Origin of the sequence: Gudongella sp. DL1XJH-153 (assembly GCF_049310905.1) — a bacterium.
In the GTDB taxonomy this organism is placed as follows: domain Bacteria; phylum Bacillota; class Clostridia; order Tissierellales; family Tissierellaceae; genus Gudongella.
The window spans coordinates 77,668-100,537 of sequence record NZ_JBMEMN010000001.1; the positions used below are offsets into that span (position 1 = coordinate 77,668).

The 22,870-nt window shown below is 37.1% G+C and carries 21 protein-coding genes; 3 read left to right on the forward strand and 18 right to left on the reverse strand.

The window, feature by feature from the left end:
• Positions 1 to 6: 6 nt before the first annotated feature.
• From ACOEN1_RS00360 to ACOEN1_RS00385, 6 genes are all read right to left on the reverse strand, one after another.
• Positions 7 to 1,545 carry an AbgT family transporter gene (locus ACOEN1_RS00360; protein ID WP_422484389.1) on the reverse strand — a complete coding sequence of 513 codons (1,539 nt, stop codon included), beginning with the start codon at positions 1,543 to 1,545 and terminating at the stop codon, positions 7 to 9.
• 237 nt (positions 1,546 to 1,782) lie between these two features.
• On the reverse strand, positions 1,783 to 2,424 hold the full coding sequence (gene trhA, locus ACOEN1_RS00365) for a PAQR family membrane homeostasis protein TrhA (protein WP_422484391.1): 642 nt from the start codon (positions 2,422 to 2,424) through the stop codon (positions 1,783 to 1,785).
• A gap of 11 nt (positions 2,425 to 2,435) precedes the next feature.
• A complete protein-coding gene (gene map / locus ACOEN1_RS00370) occupies positions 2,436 to 3,194 on the reverse strand; it encodes a type I methionyl aminopeptidase (RefSeq protein ID WP_422484392.1) in 759 nt (252 codons plus the stop codon).
• A complete protein-coding gene (locus ACOEN1_RS00375) occupies positions 3,172 to 4,137 on the reverse strand; it encodes a tetratricopeptide repeat protein (protein WP_422484394.1) in 966 nt (321 codons plus the stop codon). Before ACOEN1_RS00375 ends, map begins: the two co-directional genes overlap by 23 nt.
• 67 nt (positions 4,138 to 4,204) lie before the next feature.
• Positions 4,205 to 5,014, reverse strand: coding sequence for a nitroreductase family protein (locus ACOEN1_RS00380; RefSeq protein ID WP_422484395.1), 810 nt, complete (start codon positions 5,012 to 5,014; stop codon positions 4,205 to 4,207).
• 50 nt (positions 5,015 to 5,064) lie between these two features.
• On the reverse strand, positions 5,065 to 5,622 hold the full coding sequence (locus ACOEN1_RS00385; RefSeq protein ID WP_422484397.1) for a phosphatase PAP2 family protein: 558 nt from the start codon (positions 5,620 to 5,622) through the stop codon (positions 5,065 to 5,067).
• A gap of 132 nt (positions 5,623 to 5,754) precedes the next feature.
• Between ACOEN1_RS00385 and ACOEN1_RS00390 the strand changes: the two genes are divergently transcribed.
• Entirely contained in the window at positions 5,755 to 7,617 is a 1,863-nt protein-coding gene (locus tag ACOEN1_RS00390) for an ATP-dependent helicase (protein WP_422484398.1), read from the forward strand.
• A 43-nt stretch (positions 7,618 to 7,660) separates the two neighbouring features.
• On the opposite strand, the gene ACOEN1_RS00395 is transcribed toward ACOEN1_RS00390, so the two are convergent.
• From ACOEN1_RS00395 to ACOEN1_RS00410, 4 genes are all read right to left on the reverse strand, one after another.
• Positions 7,661 to 8,746: a GerMN domain-containing protein gene (locus ACOEN1_RS00395; protein WP_422484400.1), complete on the reverse strand. Its 1,086-nt coding sequence runs from the start codon at positions 8,744 to 8,746 to the stop codon at positions 7,661 to 7,663.
• A 104-nt stretch (positions 8,747 to 8,850) separates the two neighbouring features.
• Positions 8,851 to 9,576, reverse strand: coding sequence for an HAD family hydrolase (locus tag ACOEN1_RS00400; protein ID WP_422484402.1), 726 nt, complete (start codon positions 9,574 to 9,576; stop codon positions 8,851 to 8,853).
• Positions 9,577 to 9,614: 38 nt separating this feature from the next.
• Positions 9,615 to 10,670 carry an endonuclease/exonuclease/phosphatase family protein gene (locus ACOEN1_RS00405; RefSeq protein ID WP_422484404.1) on the reverse strand — a complete coding sequence of 352 codons (1,056 nt, stop codon included), beginning with the start codon at positions 10,668 to 10,670 and terminating at the stop codon, positions 9,615 to 9,617.
• Between the two features lie 30 nt (positions 10,671 to 10,700).
• Positions 10,701 to 11,564, reverse strand: coding sequence for a DegV family protein (locus ACOEN1_RS00410; protein WP_422484406.1), 864 nt, complete (start codon positions 11,562 to 11,564; stop codon positions 10,701 to 10,703).
• A 136-nt stretch (positions 11,565 to 11,700) separates the two neighbouring features.
• On the opposite strand from ACOEN1_RS00410, the gene pepT reads away from it, so the two are divergent.
• Complete coding sequence (pepT, locus tag ACOEN1_RS00415) at positions 11,701 to 12,933, forward strand: peptidase T (RefSeq protein WP_422484407.1); 1,233 nt, start codon at positions 11,701 to 11,703, stop codon at positions 12,931 to 12,933.
• A gap of 26 nt (positions 12,934 to 12,959) precedes the next feature.
• On the opposite strand, the gene ACOEN1_RS00420 is transcribed toward pepT, so the two are convergent.
• From ACOEN1_RS00420 to ACOEN1_RS00435, 4 genes are all read right to left on the reverse strand, one after another.
• The gene (locus ACOEN1_RS00420; protein ID WP_422484409.1) at positions 12,960 to 13,778 is read right to left on the reverse strand and encodes an aminotransferase class IV; all 819 of its coding nucleotides are present in this window, start codon (positions 13,776 to 13,778) and stop codon (positions 12,960 to 12,962) included.
• Between the two features lie 20 nt (positions 13,779 to 13,798).
• Entirely contained in the window at positions 13,799 to 15,256 is a 1,458-nt protein-coding gene (gene cls, locus ACOEN1_RS00425; protein WP_422484411.1) for a cardiolipin synthase, read from the reverse strand.
• 29 nt (positions 15,257 to 15,285) lie between these two features.
• Positions 15,286 to 17,100 (reverse strand): translational GTPase TypA, encoded by a 1,815-nt coding sequence (gene typA / locus ACOEN1_RS00430; RefSeq protein WP_422484412.1) that lies wholly within the window; start codon positions 17,098 to 17,100, stop codon positions 15,286 to 15,288.
• 148 nt (positions 17,101 to 17,248) lie between these two features.
• Positions 17,249 to 17,638 carry an ATP-binding protein gene (locus tag ACOEN1_RS00435; protein ID WP_422484414.1) on the reverse strand — a complete coding sequence of 130 codons (390 nt, stop codon included), beginning with the start codon at positions 17,636 to 17,638 and terminating at the stop codon, positions 17,249 to 17,251.
• A 162-nt stretch (positions 17,639 to 17,800) separates the two neighbouring features.
• Between ACOEN1_RS00435 and rd the strand changes: the two genes are divergently transcribed.
• Positions 17,801 to 17,959: a rubredoxin gene (rd, locus tag ACOEN1_RS00440; protein ID WP_128426380.1), complete on the forward strand. Its 159-nt coding sequence runs from the start codon at positions 17,801 to 17,803 to the stop codon at positions 17,957 to 17,959.
• A gap of 45 nt (positions 17,960 to 18,004) precedes the next feature.
• Here rd and yihA read toward each other — a convergent pair whose 3' ends face one another.
• The 4 genes from yihA to clpP are packed head-to-tail and all read right to left on the reverse strand — an operon-like array spanning position 18,005 to position 22,868.
• Positions 18,005 to 18,607: a ribosome biogenesis GTP-binding protein YihA/YsxC gene (gene yihA, locus ACOEN1_RS00445; RefSeq protein ID WP_422484416.1), complete on the reverse strand. Its 603-nt coding sequence runs from the start codon at positions 18,605 to 18,607 to the stop codon at positions 18,005 to 18,007.
• Positions 18,594 to 20,948 (reverse strand): endopeptidase La, encoded by a 2,355-nt coding sequence (gene lon / locus ACOEN1_RS00450; protein ID WP_422484418.1) that lies wholly within the window; start codon positions 20,946 to 20,948, stop codon positions 18,594 to 18,596. Before lon ends, yihA begins: the two co-directional genes overlap by 14 nt.
• Before the next feature lie 46 nt (positions 20,949 to 20,994).
• Complete coding sequence (clpX, locus tag ACOEN1_RS00455; RefSeq protein ID WP_422484420.1) at positions 20,995 to 22,272, reverse strand: ATP-dependent Clp protease ATP-binding subunit ClpX; 1,278 nt, start codon at positions 22,270 to 22,272, stop codon at positions 20,995 to 20,997.
• Between the two features lie 11 nt (positions 22,273 to 22,283).
• A complete protein-coding gene (clpP, locus tag ACOEN1_RS00460; RefSeq protein ID WP_422484422.1) occupies positions 22,284 to 22,868 on the reverse strand; it encodes an ATP-dependent Clp endopeptidase proteolytic subunit ClpP in 585 nt (194 codons plus the stop codon).
• Positions 22,869 to 22,870: the final 2 nt, after the last annotated feature.

Genomic DNA, 22,870 nt, shown 5'->3' on the forward strand with positions numbered 1-22,870 from the left:
CAAATATTATACGTGAATCATTGCTCCTGGTCCCAATGGCAAGCCCAAGTAGAACCATATTACCATCATCACCAGCCATCCAATCAGGAATACTACTGAATAAGGAACCATTGTTGCGATTAGTGTTCCAAGTCCACTTTCCTCATCATATCGCTTGGCAAATACAACAATCATTGCAAAGTAACTCATAAGAGGTGTAATAATATTTGTTGTTGAATCACCTATTCTGTATGCAGCCTGTGTAAGCTCAGGGCTCAATCCAAGTCTCATCATCATCGGAACAAAAACTGGCGCCATAATTGCCCACTTTGCCGATGCAGATCCCATAAACAAGTTAAGGAATGCCGATATAAATATAAATCCGATAATCAGTGGAAGACCTGTAAAGCCAATACTCTCAAGGAAGTCTGCTCCCTTTACAGAAAGAATTGTTCCAAGGTTTGTTCTTCCAAAGTAAGAAACGAACTGAGCTGCAAAGAATGCTAGAACAAGATATGCCCCCATGCTCTTCATAGCCTGAGTCATTGACTCAACCAAATCATTACTGTTCTTGATTTTACCTATTGTCTTACCATAAACTGCTCCTGGAATCATAAATACAAGTAGAATCATAAAGATTAGTCCGTTGCTCATAAATTCATTTATAGTCATAACGCCATCAGCATCTGGTGTTCTCAAAAGTCCATTAGTTGGTACTGTAAGGGCCATCATTATGATACCAAATATTAGAAGTGAAATCCCTGCATTTCTAAGGCCTCTGTTTTCAACATCTGAAAGCGTCTCCTTGTTTGGCTTGTATGAACCAGTATACTCTCCAAGGTTAGGTTCAACAATTTTCTCTGTTACAAAAGTTCCAAGGAATGTCAATAGGAATGTTGATACTATCATAAAGTAGTAATTCGCTGTTGGCAGAATCTCATAATCCATCCCTGCACTTCTTAAAGCTTCATTTGTAATACCTTGTAGCAATGGATCAAGCGTACCTATAAGAAGGTTTGCTGAGAAACCAGCTGATACTCCAGCAAATGCTGCTGCAAGTCCTGCTATTGGGTGTCTTCCTGCTCCTGCAAATACAATTGCTCCCAATGGAATTACGACTACATATCCAGCATCAGAAGCGATATTTGACATGATACCTGCAAATACTACAACTGCAGTTAGAAGTCTTGGGTGAACATTACTTAGCATTTTCTTAAGTGATGCATTGATCAAACCTGACCACTCTGCTACACCTACACCAAGCATTGCTACAAGTACTGTTCCAAGTGGTGCAAATCCTGTAAAGTTTTTGGTAGCACTATTGAAAATATAACGCAAACCATCTGCTGAAAGCATATTAACTGCAGAAACGGTAGTCTCAGCTCCTGCTCTTGCATCGTAGAATGTTACATTAACTCCTGCCTGTGCAACGAAAAAAGATATAACTACTACTGCAGCACTTAAGATAACAAATATGATTGCTGGATGTGGAAGTGCGTTGCCTCCCCTTTCAATTGCCTTGAGAATCCCACTGTTAGCGGATTTTTTTGAATTGTTATTAGACATCTTTCTCCTCTTTTTATGTTATTGTGCCTTTACATTATATATATCAATATATTCATTGTCAACTTTCTACACAAAAGTGATAAATGATTAAAACACCCTGTAATCTACTATTTATGCCATTTTCTTTTTTTCATTGTTCGCAATAATATTCATAAATGTATTTTATATTCTGACAATTTCCGCTAAAAAAACATCCGTCAATATTGACGGATGTTCGATTACTATATTTAGTTAGTCCTATGCCAGATAGAGCTCTATTCCAATAAAATGAGAAATACTTGCCGCCAATACGAACAGATGCCAGATAGCATGATTGTAGGGTATCTTCTTAATGCTGTAAAATACTGTACCCACAGTATATAGCAACCCACCAGTTAATATAAACGCAAAGAATCCCCATGATGTCGCTTCAATGATAGCTTTAATTGGTATAATTGCCATCCATCCCATTCCTATATATAGAATCAGAGATAAAACTTTATACCTGTCGAATTTTCCATATGTTGCTATCTTGAAAATTATCCCCAGCAATGCAACCAGCCAAGTACCCGAGAGAATCCAAATTCTCATCGATCCTTCAAGAGTAAGCATAACAACAGGAGTATAAGTACCTGCTATGAATAAAAATATTGAGGAATGATCAAAAACTCTCATTATCTTCTTGATTTTTTCTTTTCTAAAACTATGGTAAAGTGTGGATGCTGAGAACATTATTATAATGCAGGATCCATATATCCCAAAAGATACAGCAGCTGCAAGACTCTCTTTAGCACTTGGCGATATAAGTAAAATTATCAGTGCAACAATGCCGAACAATATTCCCATACCATGGGTAACCCCATTCATTATTTCTTCACGAACAGTATAGAACTTAGACATTTTATTTCACCTTATCTTTCCTCTTCCTGGTCGGTTAGAATCACCGGACCGTCTTCAGTTATAGCTATAGTATGTTCATACTGGACTGACAAGCTACCATCTGTAGTTCTTGCAGTCCATTTGTTTTCATCCAGTTTCATATTCCATTCACCGCTGTTCACCATTGGCTCTATTGTAATTACCATCCCCTCAACAAGTCTTGCGCCTCTACCAGGTTTCCCATAATGTGGAACTTGTGGATCTTCATGCATGTCTTTTCCAATCCCATGGCCAACAAAATCTTTTACAACTGAAAAGCCATTGCCCTCAACATGTTGTTGAATAGCATGACCAATATCTCCTAATCGATTCCCTGGTATAGCCTTCTCAATCCCAAGATATAGTGATTCTTTTGTCACATCCATTAGCTTCTTTGCCTCTTCGGATATCTCCCCCACTGAATAACTCCATGCTGAATCAGCAAGCCATCCATCATATCTAACGACCATATCAATTGATACTACATCCCCGTCTTCTAGTTGTTTATCTCTTGGAAATCCATGACATATTTCATCATTGACTGATGCACAAGTAGCAAATGGGTAGCCATGATATCCCTTCTGTTCCGGGAAAGCTCCTCTTGCTTCCAGGTATTCTTCTACAAATTTATCTATCTCTAGTGTGGTTATACCCGGTTTTATTATCTTTTTGATCTCTTTATGAAGACTTGCGAGTATTTCGCCAGCTTTTTTCATCTTCATGATCTCATCATTGGTTTTGACTATTATCATCTGCTTCTTCCTTTCCTTTTGTCTTATTGTACATTTCGATTAATTCTTTAAATCTCTCTGTATGTCTGATAGCATCGAAATCCTTATCCCAAATAACCCATTTTAGTAACGGCGGATGCATTCCTAGGGATATTTCGATATCATCAATTGCCATTTTAGAGTCCCCTAGCATTGCTCGTGAGCATGCTCTATTATAGTAGAGATCATGAGCTTTTGGATTTGATTCAATACCTTTTGTTAGAATTTCTATTGCCTCATTGTATCGGTCTTTTTCAATAAATATTGCTGACATATTCAAATAAGAATAATGGTATTTTGGATTCAATCTTATGGCTATATCGTAGTGTTCAAGTGCCTTGTCAGATTCACCTAAAGCTTTCAGCACTACTCCCATGTTAAAATGTGACATAAAGAAGTCATTCTTTGCATTAAGACTTCTCTTTATAAGCATATATGCTTCTCTGTATCTGCCATCTGCTTCAAGCATGGCACCCAGATTGTTAAGAGTATATGGATGACCTGGCTCAAGGTGTAGAATCCTTTTATAAAGCTTTCTTGCAGTTTCTCCTTCACCTTGGATATCATACAGATTGGCAAGATTATACATACTCATTGTGTCATTGGAGTCCAACTTCAAAGCAGTTTTATAATTACTTATGGCTTCATCGAATTCTCCCCTATCCTCCTGAATAACTCCAATCTGATAGTAAGCATCATGGTATCCGGGATTTATGTCAATTATCTTCTTATAATATTTCATTGCATCTTCTACTCTGCCCTTTTCGGTAAGAATCACGCCAATATTGAAGAGAAGAAGACTATTGTCATCCTTGGTTCTGGAAAACTTAAGAGCTTTTTTGTAAAAAGAGAGAGCCCTATCTACTTTTCCCTCCAAATAGAAATCCTCAGCCATTAATCTATAGTTTCGCATCTTTCTATTCATTTTACTCTCCCTCTTAATTCTAACATATCCTGAGAAAAAAGTAGAGGTTAACCTCTACTTTTAGTCCTTACAGTTCATATTTTCCAATAAACATGTATTTCTTACCCTTTACTTGCTGTGGTCTCATATCTAAATCCCATTTGTGCTTTATACCCTGAGTCTTGGCAAGTTCTTCAAAGTAGTACATTGCAATTCCCGCATCAGTATAGCAAAACTCTCCGTTCATCTCTTCAATAGCCAGTTCTACATAACTGTCGTGGATTATGAATCTCCAAGGTTGAAGATTCTTGCTTGATGGTGCAAATCTTATATAGAACAAGAGATCTCCCAATCCTCTTTCTTCAAGGAAATCAACATCTGCTGGCTTTGCAAGGCTTTCGCGGAATGCTATCTCTTCTACGCCAAGTCTTTCACTGAATTGTTCATGAACAAATGGATTCTTTGGTTTTGGATAGCCAATGGCAAGCAGATAATCATTGTCACCTGTATTTTCACCAAATATTGCTTTCATCCTTTCCATGTCTAAATTATTAAGGCCTACCCAGCATGTTCCAATTCCCATATCATTCAATCTAGTAACTATTCTTTCCATATAATATCCACTATTCAGCTTTTCTTCCGGACCATGTGACTTCATATCCAAAGCTATATAGTGAGGACTCTCTATCATAACTCCCGAATATCCACCAACACCCTTGAGACTGTCAAATATTCTCTTTCCGAACTCATAGAGTTTGACTTCCATGTTGCTTCCCTTTACTTCATCATTAATTTCATCAATAACTGCCTTTACATTTGCAAGGTCTTTTTCAGTAACACTCTTCTTTTTAAACTCCCTCGTTGATTTTCTGCTTTTTAAAAAACTAGTCATATTCATTTTTCATTCCTCCTTGTCTGGTAATGTAATATTGTTAATTGCATTGTTTGTCAACTGATACCAATGACAAAAGCAATTCTATCAACTGCTTCAATAAAATAAAAATGTATAACAAGACTTGCTAATACTCCTAGAATCATTCCTGCTGCAACATCCGTTGGATAATGAACTCCCAGATAAATTCTGCTTACTCCAATCAACAGAGCCAGTAAAAAAATAAACAAAGTCAGCCGTGGCATATTGACTGCAATCGTTGTTGCAAGTGAAAAACTGGCGGTTGTATGACCCGATGGAAACGAGTAATCTCTTAAATCAATTCCGAATGTATGAAGTTGTTCGATTATCTTGTAAGGTCTTTCCCTACTCATTAGCTTTTTCAATGATTGTACAAAAATCTGCCCAAAAAATAAAGCCAGTATAGCCTCCAGTCCAAGCAACTTGGTGTTTTTATCCCCTAACAACACCAGCCCTGAAGCAAATATCGAGGTAAACACTGCACCACCCAAATCAGTTATCCTGAGCATAAATCTATCCAGATAAGGATTTTTTATCCTGGCATTTATCAACTGTATAAAATGATCATCAAACCTTTTAAATATATTTCTCAAAGTATTCACCTCATTTAAGCTAACACAATTATATTACATTGTTACCCGATAATAAAGGGTCTAATATCAGTTTACTACATTATTCCTCATTTTTGTGTTAAAATTTAAGTTGTAGATTATAGGAGGTATAGTATGAGACTTAGTACAACACAAATAGATGCAATAAATCATAGAGATGGACCAGCACTTATCCTTGCAGTGCCTGGATCTGGCAAAACAACAGTAATCATCCACAGGACTCACAAGCTTATAAGAGAATCTGCTATAAAGCCTGAAAGAATCCTATCCATAACATTCAGCAAGGCCTCAGCAATCGATATGAAAAGACGGTTCACTTCAGAATTTCCAAAAGAAATTTCAAATCCCGAGTTTTCAACCATTCACGCTTTTTGCTTCAGAATTATACGCGATTACTCAAAAAAAAGGAATGTTTCTTTTCGCCTGATTGAAGACGATAAAGAACCTCTTAACAAATACAGACTAATCAAGGATATTTATCAATCATTGTTCGGCTCAACCATTACAGAAGAAAAAATGGAATCATTCCTAAGTTATTATGGATATGCAAAAAATATGATGATAAAACCTGATAAACTACTAAAAACAAAGAAGATTGAATTGGATGAATTTAGGGAAATGTACAGGCTTTACGAGGAAAAGAAAATAAATGGCAATCTCCTTGATTTTGATGATCTTCTTACAATGAGTTACCAGCTTCTACTGGACAATCCCAAGGCTTTGGAATACTACAGTAAAAAATATGACTATATTCAGCTTGATGAAGGTCAGGATACCTCGAAAATCCAACTGGAATTATTGAAGCTTCTGGCATCTCCAGGTAACAATCTCTTCATTGTAGCAGATGATGACCAATCCATTTACGGGTTCAGAGGTGCATATCCGCAGGGACTTCTTGATTTTCAGAATATTTTCCCTGAGGGTAGATTATTTTATATGGAGAAAAATTTTCGTTCTTCTAAAAATATTGTAAATCTCTCCAATGATTTTATTAAACAGAATATATCAAGATACAAAAAGAACGTTTCCACTGACAATCCCTACAGCAAGGCAGTTCAGGTGATTAGGTTGAAATCCTCTGAGGAGCAGTATGGATATATTCTTAAAAACTTCAGAGACAATCCTCATAAAAAGGCAGCAGTTCTATATAGAAATAATCTATCTGCACTGGGCCTGATGAATTACCTGGAAAAGAATAATACAGACTTTTACATGAGAGATGTAAAGTTGAAATTCTTTAACCACTGGTTAACCAAAGATATTTACAACTTTATGGATCTTTCAGCGGATATTTGCAATATTGAAGTTTTTGAACAGATATTTTACAAGATGAAAGGATATATATCCCGAAAGATGGTAAACTGGCTTAAGGGAAGGCATATTGAAAAGAATGTATTTAAAGAACTTCTGAAATATCCAGGATTATCTGACTTCTACAGAAAGCAGTTATTGGAGCTTGAGCTGGATTTTAAAAAAATTCAGAAGATGGCACCAGCACATGCAATCAGATATATAAGGTCAAACATAAACTACGATAGTTATATCCATGAAAACTCATTAAGGTTTGGCTACACATTTGAACAATTGAAGGAAATGCTTTATTATATGGAGTTAATAGCTGCTGAAACAGGTAACTTTAACCATTTTCGTAAAAGAATGAGTGACTTGAGGGATCTGATGCTTCAATCCTCAAAAAATTGGAGCAATCTAACCCTGTCAACTGTCCATTCAGCAAAGGGCCTCGAGTTTGATTCAGTGTATATAATTGACCTTGTTGATGGCTCATTTCCTTCAGCTTCAAGCGTTGAAGCGATGGAAAATGGTGATAGTTCATTGTATGAAGAGGAAAGAAGATTATTCTATGTAGGAATGACCAGAGCAAAAAAATCTCTCGACCTCCTTTGCTACAATACTATGGATGGCCACAAGGCAAGTCCTTCAGGTTTTCTCTCTGAATTACAAACTTTTTCTAAATAAAAACAATAAAAGCAAATAAAAAAATAGTCCCACACAAGTGGGACTATTCATCACTTATATCGTATTCTTCTATTCCTTCCGTATCCACTTCAAAAACTTCATTCTCCGGCAGTTCGTAATGTCCTGATGTAAATGGAACTCCGTCAATCGAGATATATACCTTGTCGGTATCATAAAATTCACCAAATGTGTTCACTATACTATTAATAAGCATCCATTCAGGATATGAACCTGCATTCCAGCCTGGAATTAGCTCACTTGTGAAATCTACTTTGACCGTCCAAGTTCCCTTGTCTAGGAAAACACTGTTTATCATGGTATCCTGGGATATAACCCGAGTCAATCCCTCTTCCACTGGATTTTTAAAAAGATCTTCGAAAATATTCTCCAATTGATCATTTGTATTGAAATTGAATATATGATCCACGTATCTTAAAGTAATTTCATTGTTACTTTCCAGTGGATAGTACAGCCGTATGTCTTTTTCGTAAGGGCCTTCAATTATATCGCTTAAAAGACTGCTTATCTCGGTTTCACCATCAAAGTACAAAACAGCTACCATACCGATATCTTTAGCATAATAATTTTTCTGCAACCTGTCTTCATCAAGATAGGTTGTAACTTCAAGTGCATTGAAGGTTCCATAGGGTGTCTCAATCATAACATCCAATCCAGTAATCTCTCTGATATAGCCTTCTTCAAGCTCCCATGAATTCCCTTTCTCCAGAGGTTCCTTTAAAAGCACATTGTTTTTGATACCAGATGTGGATAGTATGTTCTCAGTGTGGTAGAACTCTCCCTCCAGATATATCTCGCGTACGGAATCTGCTGTTCTTTCAACTATTCTTACTGTTTCTGTTCCAGGGTTTATATTCCTATACTGACCTCTTTGACCATTTTCATATTCAAGGAAAACACTTTGCTCTGCAAATTCATTGCCACGACCCTCATACTCATACAACGAATCGTGAATAAAAGGATAGTAGTCATTTAAGGATACTCCGTTGTCACCTGCCTTGCCCTCATCCTGTACTTCCTGGCTGTCACTTATAGGTGTACAGGCTGTAGCAAATGCTAATGAAAATGCAACAATCAATACTCTAAGCTTAAATCCATTTGACTTTCTCACTTTGAATCACCTCTTCCATATACCATTCCTTGATACGATTATATAACATGTACCGTTGGAATAATTTACGAATTCTTTACAATAACCCTCACTTGGGTGCTAAACTACAAAAGTTCGATATCTGCATCGCACTTGTAGATTACATTCTTTCGTTCAACAATAATAGTGATTCGTCTAGAAAGATACTCATCATCCTTAATATTAAGAATCAATTCCCTATTTGGATTTATGGCAACCGGATTTCCCATTCTTCTTAGCATCGACAGATCGCCTGGTGTATCACCATAAGCATAGCTCCTCACAAGATCAACCTGATGCTTTTCAATGATTTCATCAAGCACTTTTTTCTTGCTTGCGGAGTCCCACATCCTTACAATTTCTCCTGTGTAGCAATTGTCAGAATCGACCAGATACTTTGTACCTCTGTATTCTGTTACTCCATACTTTTCAGCCATTTTGGAAACAAGAAAATCAGGGCTTCCTGATATGAAAAATACCTCATGTCCCATTTTCTTATGCCATTCTATCTGTTCTCTTGAGTATTTGTATACCATATCCCAGTTTGACTCTATAACGTGATTTGCAACAAACTCAATATGCTCTCGCTTTATTCCCTTTAATTCCTCCAGATATACCCCTGCAAGGATTTCAAGATACTCCTCAAAATCAGCATACCTCTTTTCCCAATCCTCATATGCTTTCTTTACTTTTGTATACCAAACCTCAGGATTAATTATTTCAAAAGCAATCAGCTTTCGAAAATGCTCTATCATAAGAGAATTTCTGAATATGGTTCCGTCAATATCAAAAAAAGCAGCTGTTTTTTTCATCCTATCCCTCTTTTCCCTGTAAGTACTTATAATGTCTTTTATTTTAAAGAAAAAATCATATTTACTGGATTATGATCAGTATTCTCAAAATCTGTATCTACATTATTAACAGATATTATTTCAATATTATCTGATACCAGGAATCCATCAATTACGGCCTTAAAATTATAACCATCCTGATAAGGTTTTTCCAGGGTTCTTACTGTAGGAACCCTCGAATCCACTGCCCAATAGTATGTTTTTACATGGTAATCATCAGGCAGGTTCTTAAGCCAGAAGGGCCACGGTTCACTGGATTCAAATGTCATTGGATCAGTCCCTGGAAGATTATGATTCCAATCCCCGCCTGCTATTAAGTAGTTTCCTTTCTCATACTCAACCTCGAGATGCTTCTTTAGATACTCCAGCTGCTGAAGCCTTATAATGCCACCTTCGTCAAAAGCCGATAAATGAAGATTTATCAATACAACTTCCTTGCCGTTTGTGGCTTTTAAACGAGATTCTGTAAAGCATCTATCCAATTCAAACAATCTCACAGGCCACTTTTCTTCTCCCGGAAGCTGAAACCTATTGGCATCAGTGATGTTATACCTTGAAAGAGTCATGACTCCCGATAAGGCCTTGCCCATTGGATTAAGCAAGGGTACAGGTACCCAGGGTACCTTGTAGTTGATTCCAAATGAATACCCGTAGTTTGGATAATATGTTTTAAGCAACTCAACCTGGTCGATTCTGTGGCTTCTGGAAGAATTCTGGTCAACTTCCTGCAACAGTAGTATTTCTGCTTCGGTGATATCTAAAGCATCAATCACAGCATCGATATTTGCCTGAACTGACTCGGTACTTTCTGCCCTAGACCTCTCACCACCATCTGCAAAGAAATCCTGTGTCTTATCAAGGCCTGCATATCCAATATTATAGGTTGTAATAGAAATATTCTCTCCTACTGGCATCTCCTTAAGTTGGTTGTTGGAAATCGACAAAGTTTCCTTCTCTTGTGGCTTAAAATCAGTTATAGATATGTAGAATAAAAATGACGCAAATAAAAGGACTATGAAACTGGCTGCTAATATTATCACCTTGAGCACTCTCATATGATCCTCCCTTCACGTCATTTGATAGTTTTACATTTTTCTCTTTGAATAAAAAAGCGTCAATGATCCTGGTCCAACATGAGCACCAATTGCTCCTCCTATTTGGTTGGTAATGTAATCATTTACTCCGTATTTTTCAGTAATCATTGCTTTCAGTTTGTCAGCAGTTTCCAGGTCGTCTCCATGGGTAATGCAAAAGGTTGTATTAGAAAGATCTGAATCAATATTCCTTTCTCCAACCAACTCAACCATTCTCTTAAGTACCTTGTTTTTTCCTCTAACCTTTTCCATTGCAACCAACTTGCCATCTCTTACTTCCAAAATTGGCTTTATATTGAGCATTCCTCCAAGTATGGCATTTGTTCTTGAAATTCTTCCTCCCCTATATAGATATTCGATATTGTCTACAGTAAATATGTGATCCACATTCTCACTGTAAAATTCAGTTATCTTAATTATCTCTTCCATTGAAGCGCCATTCTTGCGAGCTGTCCCCGCTTCGTAAACTACAAGTCCATATCCACAAGATGCTGCCTTGGAATCTATTACGGCTATATCTGCATCGGGGTACTTTTCTTTTAATGTCATTTTGGCAATTGAAGCTGACTGGAAAGTAGCTGATAATCCTGATGAGAATCCGATGTATATGATTTCATGACCATTCTTAATATGTTTTTCAAATGCATTTTCAAAAGTTATAGGAGTAATTTGAGCAGTTCTGAATACTTCTCCATCCCTCATCCCTTTGTAAACTTCCTCAGGATCTATGTTAACCTTGTCAAAATACTCTTTTTCTCCTTTTATTAATACTATTGGAAGCTCTTCAATCTCAAGTTCCTCAAGTAGTGTTCTAGGCAAATCACATGCGCTGTCACATAGTATCTTAATGCTCATTATAACCCCTCCATTTAATTATGCTATTTCTGTATTTCTACCCAATATACTAATATTTTAGCACATTTACCCATTTTTTGATATTAATGGACACATTTCTTTAATAAAAGGGTACAATAGAAACGGAGGGATGTATATGGAAAATTTAGCAAACAGATTCTTAAATTATGTAAAATTTGAAACTACTTCAGATGAAAGTTCAGTAAGTGTTCCAAGTACTGAATCCCAATTGAAGTTTGCCAGAATACTGGCTGATGAGCTCGGTAAAATTGGAATGTCAGATGTAAGCTTGGACGAAAAAGGTTATGTGATGGCAACACTTCCAAATAATACAGAGAGAGAGTTGCCCGTTATTGGCTTTATAGCACATATGGACACTAGTCCTGATATGTCAGGAAAAAATGTTAATCCTCAGATATTCGAGAACTTTCAAGGGGAAGATCTTGTATTAAACAAGGATAAAGGAATTATACTTTCTCCCGATGATTTCCCTGAGCTTAAGGAAAATATAGGCAAGACAATAATAACTACTGATGGAACAACTCTTCTGGGAGCGGACAACAAAGCAGGTATAGCAGAGATTATAACTGCAATGGAGTATTTTTTACAAAACCCTGATATTCCCCATGGTGAAATAAAGGTAGGCTTTACTCCAGATGAAGAAATCGGTAGAGGAGCAGACCATTTTAATGTTGAAAAGTTTGGTGCTGATTTTGCATACACTGTAGACGGTGGTCCCGTGGGTGAACTTGAATACGAAAATTTTAACGCTGCATCTGCCACGGTCAATATTCAGGGACGAAATGTACATCCAGGTTCAGCCAAGAACAAGATGATTAACTCATTACTGATTGCACAGGAATTAAACAGTATGCTACCCGTTAATGAACGCCCCGAATACACGGATAATTATGAAGGTTTCTTCCATTTGATGAGAATTAACGGAACTGTTGAAGAAACTGAAATGAGTTATATAATAAGAGATCATTTTAAGGACGGGTTTGAAAAAAAGAAGAATCTTATAACTGAAATTGCAGACTTCCTAAATATAAAATACGGAGATGTCATAGCTCTTGAAATCAAAGACTCATATTATAATATGAAGGAGCAAATTGAGCCCGTTATGGAGATAGTTGAACTTGCCAGGGAAGCTATGGAGGATCTCGGTATTGAAGTCCGTATCAAGCCAGTCAGAGGTGGAACAGATGGCTCAAAGCTTTCATACATGGGCTTGCCTTGCCCAAATATTTTTACTGGAGGATATAACTTTCACGGTAAGTACGAGTATGTAACTATAGAAGGCATGGAACTTGCTACAAGGACAATACTTGAAATAATAATTCTTGCAGAAAAAAGACCTTTGATTTAACCAAAGGTCTTCACTATTTGATTGATTCAGGATACTTCATTCATAAGTTGCTTATATCCTTCTACCAATTCATTTACGATTTTATTTTCAGCAGTTGGCAACTCGATGTCATCTATCCAAGAAACAGGAAGAACTCCTACACTCGTGCCAGAGATAAATAGCCCTTCGAGTTTATCTAACTCATCTCTTCCTAGTCTTCTCTCCAATACGGGATATCCAAGCTTCATGGATAGTGCAATTATGTGTTTCCTTGTTATTCCAAGCAGAACATCTTCAGCAGGAGCTGTGTAAAGCGTATTGTTCATTACATAAAACATATTGGATCTGCTTCCTTCCAGTATATGACCTTGCCCATTTACCAAAAGCGCCTCAAAAGCATCCTTATTGTTCATGGCATTCTTTACCCGTTGTCTGAAATCACTGTGCTGGACCTTGGCATTTGGATTTTCCCGCTGGTGCTCAAACAATATGACTTTAATTCCCTCGCGATAGTAGTTTTCAGGAGGATAGAAGCTTTCTACCGCATATACCAGAAAGATCTCTACTTCTGACTCATCAAGTGTATATAAAATCTTGATGTTGTTATTGTCAATATTATTAGCTTTTATCAACCTCAGCACCTGACTTCTTATTTCATCTCTGTTATAGGGAATCCTTAAATCTGCCAACTTGGCTGAACCGAACATTCTTTCAAGATGATCCTCAAGGAACATCGGATTACCTTTTACAACTCTTACTACCTCATAGATAGCAGGTCCCGTAATTCTATCAAATACTGTCGATTCTTCAACCTCCATCAATTTACCATCAACTGAAAGATATTTAAAAATTGCCTCTGGTTTCATTCTGGATACCTCCTGTGAGTTTAAAGTATTGGCGACAAAAGCCTTGAAACAGATTCCTTGATCTTGATTGTTCTTGATCTGTTTTTGTAAGTTTCCATAGTTATCTCTTTACAGTTTTCGAGATCATGAACAAATCTTTCGGCGAGTTTATTATTTGTATCTCTATCATATATAAACGCATTTACCTCAAAATTGAGGTTAAAACTTCTGATATCAAGGTTTGCGGTTCCAACTGACGAAACTGAATCATCTGTAATCATAACCTTTGAATGAAGAAATCCTCTCTCATAAGTATAAAATCTAACTCCAGCTTCCAGCAGTTCTCCAATATAGCTTAGACTTGCCCAAAAAACAAATGGATGATCTGGTTTATTTGGAATCATAACTCTGACATCAAGTCCAGATAAACCTGCAATTCTAAGGGCTTCAAAAATACTGTCATCAGGAATAAAATAAGGTGTCTCAATGTACAATCGTTTTTCGGCATTATTGATCATTTTTAGATAGCCGTCTTTTATACTTGGCCATTTAGAGTCTGGTCCACTGCTTACTATCTGTATGCCTACCTTGTTATCTTCCTCTTGGGTTCCAATATAGCTTTGGCATCCATTTATTTCTTCACCAGATGCGAATCTCCAATCCAAAAAGAATTGCCATTGCATGGAACTGATTGCAGAACCCTTTATTCTGATATGAGTATCCCTCCAGTATCCGAACTTGCTAGACAATCCAATGTATTCATCTCCAACATTAAAGCCTCCAATATATGCCTCTTTTCCATCTACAATACATATTTTTCTATGGTTTCTATAATTTATCCTTACGTTAAATACTGGTATAAATGGTGGGAAAAAGAACACAACCTCTCCACCAGCTTCTCTTAAAACATTGGTTATTCTCCTACCTAGTCTTCTGCTTCCCATTCCATCAATCAGAAGCTTGACTTCAATGCCTTCCCTGGCTTTTTGAGCCAATGCTTCCATTACAATGTTTCCCATATTGTCATCGTTGAATATGTAATATTCCATGTGGATATATTCTTCAGCTTTTTCTATGCTTTCAAGAAGAGCTTTGAATTTATCTTCACCACTAAAATATAGATCAACTTCGTTGTCTGATGTGAAAACAGAATTACTGCCCATCAAGTGAAGCTTGACTATATCATCATAGGCTTTGTATTCAGGATTTTTTTTCAAAAATTCTCTGGTGCTGAAATTTTTTTCTTGATCTGCTAAAAGGATATCAAAACAATCATCCTCATTGGCTTTTGACATGAACATTTTTTTCTTTGACATATCCTGTCCAACAAAAAGGTAGAGAATGAATCCTATTACAGGCAAAAAAAGCAGGACCATAAGCCACAGCCATGTTGATGTAGGGTTTCTTCTTTCAAAGAAAACCAACACCAAGGCCAGTAGAATATTGATCCATATAAGATTGCTAAATATGAACATGTAAGATGAAAACAGACTTTCCATTTCAGTCTCCCCAATTTTTGCTCTTTAAATTATTTTTTTGATTTATGTCGCTTATTGGTTTCCAAAATTCTCTTTCTGATTCTGATATTCAATGGAGTAACTTCAATAAGCTCATCATCCTCAATAAACTCCAATGCCTCTTCAAGAGACATAATCTTTGGTGGTGATAATCTTAGAGAATCATCTGATCCAGAAGCTCTAACATTGGATTGTTGTTTTCTCTTTGTGACATTGACTTCAATGTCTAATCCTTTAGGATTTGATCCAACAACCATACCTTCATAAACATTTGTTCCTGCTCCTATGAATAATATACCCCTTTCTTGTGCGGAATACAAACCATAGCCTGTAGCTTGACCGGTTTCAAAAGCTATTATTGAACCTGACTTTCTTCTAGGAATATCGCCCTTGTAGGGTGAGTATCCATCAAATATTGTATTCAATATTCCATTTCCCTTTGTATCCGTTAGAAATTCCTGCCTATATCCAATTAGTCCACGTGCCGGAATTGAAAATATTAGTCTGGCATATCCACCAACTGGCTCTGACATACTTATCAGCTCGCCTTTTCTTTGTCCAAGCTTATCGATTACAGCTCCCACAAACTCACTGCTGACATCTACTGTTACCTTCTCCATGGGTTCATGCTTGTTTCCATCTACGGTTTTATATAAAACCTCTGGTTTTGAAACCTGGAACTCGTAACCTTCTCTTCTCATGTTTTCGATCAATACCGACAAGTGAAGTTCTCCTCTTCCAGATATCTTGAATGAATCCGTCTGGTCTGTATCTTCAACCCTAAGACTTACATCTGTCTGTAGCTCTTTGTAAAGTCTGTTTCTGAGCTGTCTTGATGTTACAAAATCTCCTTCAGTTCCAGCATAGGGACTGTTATTGACTGAAAATGTCATTGCAAGGGTTGGTTCTGATATCTTCACAAAATCTATTGCTTCAGGTGTATCCAGATCACAAAGTGTATCTCCGATTTCAAGGTCTGCTGGACCAGAAAGTGATACTATGCTACCCATTGTTGAACTTTCAACTTCGATTCTGTTAAGGCCTTCAAATTCGTATAGCTTGTTGATCTTTGCCTTAACTCTTCTTTCGGGCTTTGCAGCATTTACAATAATTACTTCCTGATTGGTATGAATGACTCCTCTTTCAACTTTTCCTATTCCTATACGACCTACATACTCGTTGTAATCAATAGTGGAAATAAGTATTTGAGTCTCACCTTCAGGATCACCTTCAGGAGCTGGAATATACTCGACTATTGTCTCAAACAAGTCCTTCATGGTATCTGTTTTAACTTCAAGATCAAGTGTTGCAGTTCCTTCTTTGGCTGAGGTGAATACAAATGGACAATCAAGCTGATTGTTGTTTGCTCCAAGCTCTATAAATAAATCCAGGATTTCGTCAATTACTTCTTCAGGTCTTGCTTCTGGTCTATCAATCTTGTTAATTGCGACTACAACTGGCAATTCAAGTTCCAGTGCCTTCCTTAAAACGAACTTTGTCTGTGGCATTGATCCCTCAAATGCATCTACAAGGAGTACTACACCATTGACCATCTTTAAAACTCGTTCCACTTCTCCTCCAAAATCAGCATGTCCAGGAGTATCTACGATATTGATCTTGATGTCCTTGTAAGTTATTGCAGTGTTCTTAGCAAGAATCGTGATTCCTCTTTCTTTTTCTATGTCATTCGAGTCCATCACTCTCTCTTGAATAACCTGGTTGTCTCTGTATATACCTGATTGCTTGAGAAGACTATCAACCAAAGTTGTCTTTCCATGATCAACATGGGCTATTATTGCTACATTTCTAATATCATTTCTTTTCATAAAATTATTACAAATCCCTTCTATAAATAAATTATCATATGCTTAACTTTATAATATTATCATACTTTTGCAAAAAACACAAAATTTTAGTATTATCTCGAATTTGGGATAATACTAAGGTCAGAATAAAATCTAATATTATTAGTCCTTAAACAATATTCTTTATTGATACAACCTTGTTTCTGTCTACATAAAACTCATCTGAAAGTCCGTTTACCAAAACAAGTCCTCTTCCCCACGACTTAAGATCTGTAGATCTGTATTCTTCGGGATCGTAATCAATTCCCCTACCTTCATCTTGCACTTCTATTGTTAAAGTTTTACTGTTCATCTTTAAGGTTAAACTAATGCATTTTGAGGGCACGCATTCGTTGCCATGGAGAGCTCCGTTGACAATCAGTTCATTGAGAATAACCTTAATATCAAAAATCAGGTCATTGTCGGATATTAAATTGTCGAGATTGTTTACAGTCTGGTCGATAAAGGACTTTATGGTTTCCAAATCACTGCAGACTGTGCCCTTGTAAATATAATTCATAGCTATCACATCCAAATTATCTAGTCTTATGTATTCTACCCATTCTAAAGTATTATAATCTAATATAACGGTTACTTTTGTATAATTTAAATGTTTTATTTTTGATAATATATGGTATAATTAAGTAATTAAGTAAATTCATTAACGAAAGGAGAATGCACAATGGACAAATGGGTATGTGGACCATGCGGATACGTTTATGATCCAGCTGAAGGAGATCCAGATGGAGGTATAGCTCCTGGAACAGCTTTTGAAGATCTTCCAGAAGATTGGGTTTGCCCCGTATGCGGAGCAACTAAGGACATGTTCGAAAAAGAGTAATAGTACTTACAAAGAGCCAGTGATAATCACTGGCTCTTTTTTTATTTAAATTATGTCGTCTTGTTGACTAAGCATAGGCTCGAAAATTTCCCAGAGTTTGTCTACATTGAGCTTCTTGGAGGATGAAAAAGGTACTACTATGTCATTTCCCTCTATCTCCAATTCTTCCCTAATTATTTTCATATGTCTTTCCCACTGTCCACGTGCTATCTTGTCTGCCTTTGTGGCAACAATTATTGCATTATAATGAAAACTTTTGATCCAATGATACATGTCCACGTCTTGTCCAGAAGGCTTATGTCTGATATCAACCAAGAGCACTACGGCTTTGAGATTGTCTCTTTTTCTTAGGTATTTCTCAATAATGTCTCCCCATTTTTTTCTCTCTGATTTTGATACCTGTGCATAACCGTAGCCTGGCAAGTCTACAAACCTAAAATTCTCATTAATCAGATAAAAGTTGATAGTTCTTGTCTTACCAGGCTTTCCACTTGTCCTGGCAAGGTTTGTTCTATTTAACATTGCGTTAATAAATGATGATTTACCAACATTTGACCTCCCGGCAAATGCAAGCTCGGGAAACCCGTCTTCAGGGTATCCCTTCGGAGCAACTGCCATTGCCTGAAGATCTGAACTAATTATTTTCATCGCTGTCACCCTTTTCCAATGCATGTTCAAGAACCTGATCCAGATTTTCCACTAGTACAAATTCCATTTTTTTCTTGATTTTATCTGGGATTTCTTCCAAATCCTTGTTGTTGTCAAAGGGTAGAAGAACCTTCTCTATTCCCATCCGATGGGCAGCAAGCAATTTTTCCTTTATTCCACCTACTGGCAATACTCTACCTCTAAGAGTTATTTCACCAGTCATTGCAACTTCTCTTAAGATAGGTCTTTCTGTCAATGCTGAAATAACAGCAGTTGCTATCGTTATTCCTGCAGACGGTCCGTCCTTTGGAATAGCTCCCTCAGGTACGTGTATATGGATATCTACATCCTTGTAAAAATCAGGTGATATTTTCAATCTCTCTGCATTGGCTCTTACATAACTGATGCCAGCCATTGCAGATTCCTTCATTACATCTCCCAGCTTACCAGTGAGTTGAGTCTTTCCAGTACCTTTCATGGATGTAACCTCTACCGATAAGGTCTCTCCGCCGACTGCAGTCCATGCAAGGCCATTGGCTACTCCAATCTGGTTCTTCTCTTCAAGTTTGTCATATCTGAATTTCTTTGTTCCAAGATATGTTGTAATATTTCCTGCATTTATCGTTACAGATTTCTTGTCATCTTCAACTATTTTTTTTGCAGCTTTTCGGCATAGATTAGCTATATTTCTTTCTAGATTTCTGACCCCGGCTTCTCTGGTGTAGTAGTTTATTAAAGCTCTTAGGGCTGCATCAGATAATTTGAGTTGCCCGTCTTTCAAGCCGTGTTCCTTAATCTGTTTTGGAAGAAGATAAATCTTTGCAATCTGTAGCTTTTCTTCCTCCGTGTATCCGCTGATTCTAATAACCTCCATCCTGTCCAAAAGAGCAGGAGGTATGGTTGATGTTGTATTTGCGGTAGTGATAAACATTACCTTGGATAGATCAAAAGGCGCTTCAAGAAAATGGTCTGTAAATGTTGAGTTTTGTTCAGGGTCCAATACCTCAAGAAGTGCACTTGCTGGGTCTCCTCTAAAATCACTTGCAAGTTTGTCAATTTCATCAAATAAAAATACCGGATTTCTAGTTCCTGATTTTTTTATTGAACTTATTATTCTACCTGGCATACTTCCAACATAGGTCCTTCTATGACCTCTGATTTCAGCTTCATCTCTCACTCCACCCAGAGACATCCTGACAAAATTTCTATTCAGTGACGATGCTATTGAGCGAGCAATTGACGTCTTACCAACTCCAGGAGGACCTACAAGACACAATATTGGCCCCTTGATTGAGTTTGTAAGCTTTCTTATTGCAATAAACTCAAGAATCCTTTCTTTTACATCCTGAAGACCATAGTGATCATTGTCAAGTATTTCTCTAGCTTTCTTTATATCTATTTTCTCCTTGGTTTCCTTGTCCCAAGGTAGTTCTACAATCCAGTCAAGATATGTTCTTATTACTCCAACTTCTGCTGAATGTGGTGAAGTCTTTGCTAACCTTTCAACTTCTTTTAGTGCCTTTTCCTTGACTTCCTTTGGCATTTTTATTTTCTTGATTTTTTTCTGGTACTCTTCAATTTCTCCAGAAAAGCTATCATCCTCTCCTAGCTCCTTCTGAATTGCTTTGATTTGTTCCTTAAGATAATAATCTTTTTGTACCTTGTTTATCTGTTTTTTAACTCTTTGATTGATCTTCTCCTCAATTCTTAAAAGTTCAATCTCTTTTTGTAGAATCTCATGAAGGCTTTCGAGTCTTTCAAAAAAATCAAATGACTGAAGAATTTTCTGATCATCCTCCTGTTTAAGGAAAATATATGATGCAATTACATCGGCAAGCCTGCCTGGGTCTTCAATATCTGATATTGTATACAAAACCTCTGAAGATACCTTTGGATTTAGACTGATATACTCCTCAAGATCTTCAACAACCAGTCTCATTGCAGCTTCTAGATCCTGGCTCTGTTCAAATTCTTCGCTTTCATAGCTGTATACATCAGCAACAGCCTCAAAGTAAGGCTCCTCTTGACTCATGCTCTTAACCTTGCCTCTGTTTATTCCCTCAACCAAGACTCTAATGCTCCCACCTGGAAGCTTTAGCATCTGTTTAACCTTGGATATTGTTCCAACATGGTAAAAATCATCAAAGCCTGGTTCTTCAACCTTTGGATTTATCTGAGTGCACAACAGGATCAGTGAATCATCCATCATTGACCTTTCAAGAGCTTGCACTGATTTTTCTCTCCCAACATCAAAATGTATTACCATATGAGGAAAAATTGATATTCCTCTCAATGGTATCAAAGGTAGTTTTTTCTCTTCTATTAAATAAGGGTTATTCATTTTCGTCCCTCCTTAATGCAAAATAAAAGCTCACAGTTGTGAGCCTTTAAGATGCAGATTCCTTACTGCTATTTTCTTTTGTCCTACTTTTTTTCTTGTCTGAAAGCACAAGAGTAGGCTCTGTTCCATTTTCAATTGTATCTTTAGTTATAATGCATTTTTCAACGTCTTCTCTCATAGGAAGCTCATACATTATATCAAGCATTTTTTCTTCAATTATACTTCTTAAGCCTCTAGCACCTGTTTTTCTCTCAATTGCTTTTCTGGCAATGATAGAAAGTGCCTCTTCTTCAAATTCAAGCTCTATGTCATCCATGCTAAATAACTGAGTATACTGCTTAACAAGAGCATTTCTAGGTTCTGTAAGAATTCTAACTAGAGCATTTTCGTCAAGCTCTTCCAAAGTTGCCACAACCGGTAATCTTCCAACGAATTCCGGTATTAACCCGAATTTAATTAGGTCCTCCGGCTGGATTTGCTTTAGAAGCTCTCCAATGTTTTTCTTCCTTGACTTGACTTCAGCTCCAAAGCCCATTGTCTTTTTACCCACTCTTGACTGAATTAGATTATCAAGGCCATCAAATGCTCCACCTACTATAAACAGTATGTTAGTGGTGTCAATCTGAATGAATTCCTGATGTGGATGCTTTCTACCACCTTGAGGCGGTACATTTGCAACGGTTCCTTCAAGAATTTTAAGCAAGGCTTGTTGAACTCCTTCACCACTGACATCTCTAGTGATTGAAGGGTTTTCTGTCTTCCTGGCTACCTTGTCTATTTCATCTATATATACTATACCCTTTTCTGCCTTCTCAATATCATAATCAGCAGCCTGAATAAGCTTTAGGATTATGTTTTCAACATCCTCCCCTACATAACCGGCTTCCGTCAAGGAAGTCGCGTCTGCTATAGCAAAAGGCACATTCAAAATTCTAGCCAATGTCTGAGCAAGAAGTGTTTTTCCTGATCCGGTTGGTCCGATCATCAGAATATTGCTTTTTTGCAGCTCAACCTCTTCTGTTTTTGATGCCTTTTTATTTATTCTCTTATAGTGGTTATAAACTGCCACTGCAAGATTTCTCTTAGCCCTCTCCTGCTGAATTACATACTCATCAAGAGTCTCTTTTATATTTGAAGGTTTGGGCAGATCACTCATTTCGTAATCTTGGTTATAATCCACGAATTCTTCGTCAATTATCTCCTGACACAACTCTATACACTCATTGCAGATGTATACATTCGGACCTGCTATAAGCCTTTTTACCTGATCCTGTGGTTTCCCGCAGAACGAGCATCTTAGTTGCTTGTCATCATTTTTTGCCATGGAATCACCTCTTATTTCTTTCTCTCCATAACAGCATCGATTATTCCATACTCCACAGCTGCTGCAGCACTCATATAATAATCCCTGTCTGTATCTTTTGCTATTCTTTCCAGGGGTTGTCCAGTTCTTTCAGACAATATTCTGTTTATTCTTTCCCTGATTTCAATTATCTTTTCTGCCTGTATCCTTATATCCTCAGCTTGTCCTTGAGTTCCACCCAAGGGCTGATGTATCATAATGTCTGAGTTAGGCAGTGCGAACCTCTTGCCTTTAGTCCCCGCCGCCAGTAGGAATGCTCCCATGCTTGCAGCTCTACCGATACATATTGTAGTTACATCCGGCTTTATATACTGTATTGTATCATATATTGCGAATCCTGCACTTACAGATCCACCTGGGCTGTTTATATATATCTGAATATCTTTTTCAGGATCATCAGCTTCAAGAAACAACAGCTGAGCAACAACCAAGTCTGCCACTGTATCGTTGACTTCTGAACCAAGAATAATAATCCTATCCTTTAACAATCTCGAGTAGATATCATATGACCTTTCGCCTCTGTTAGTCTGTTCTACAACTATTGGAACCAATGACATAT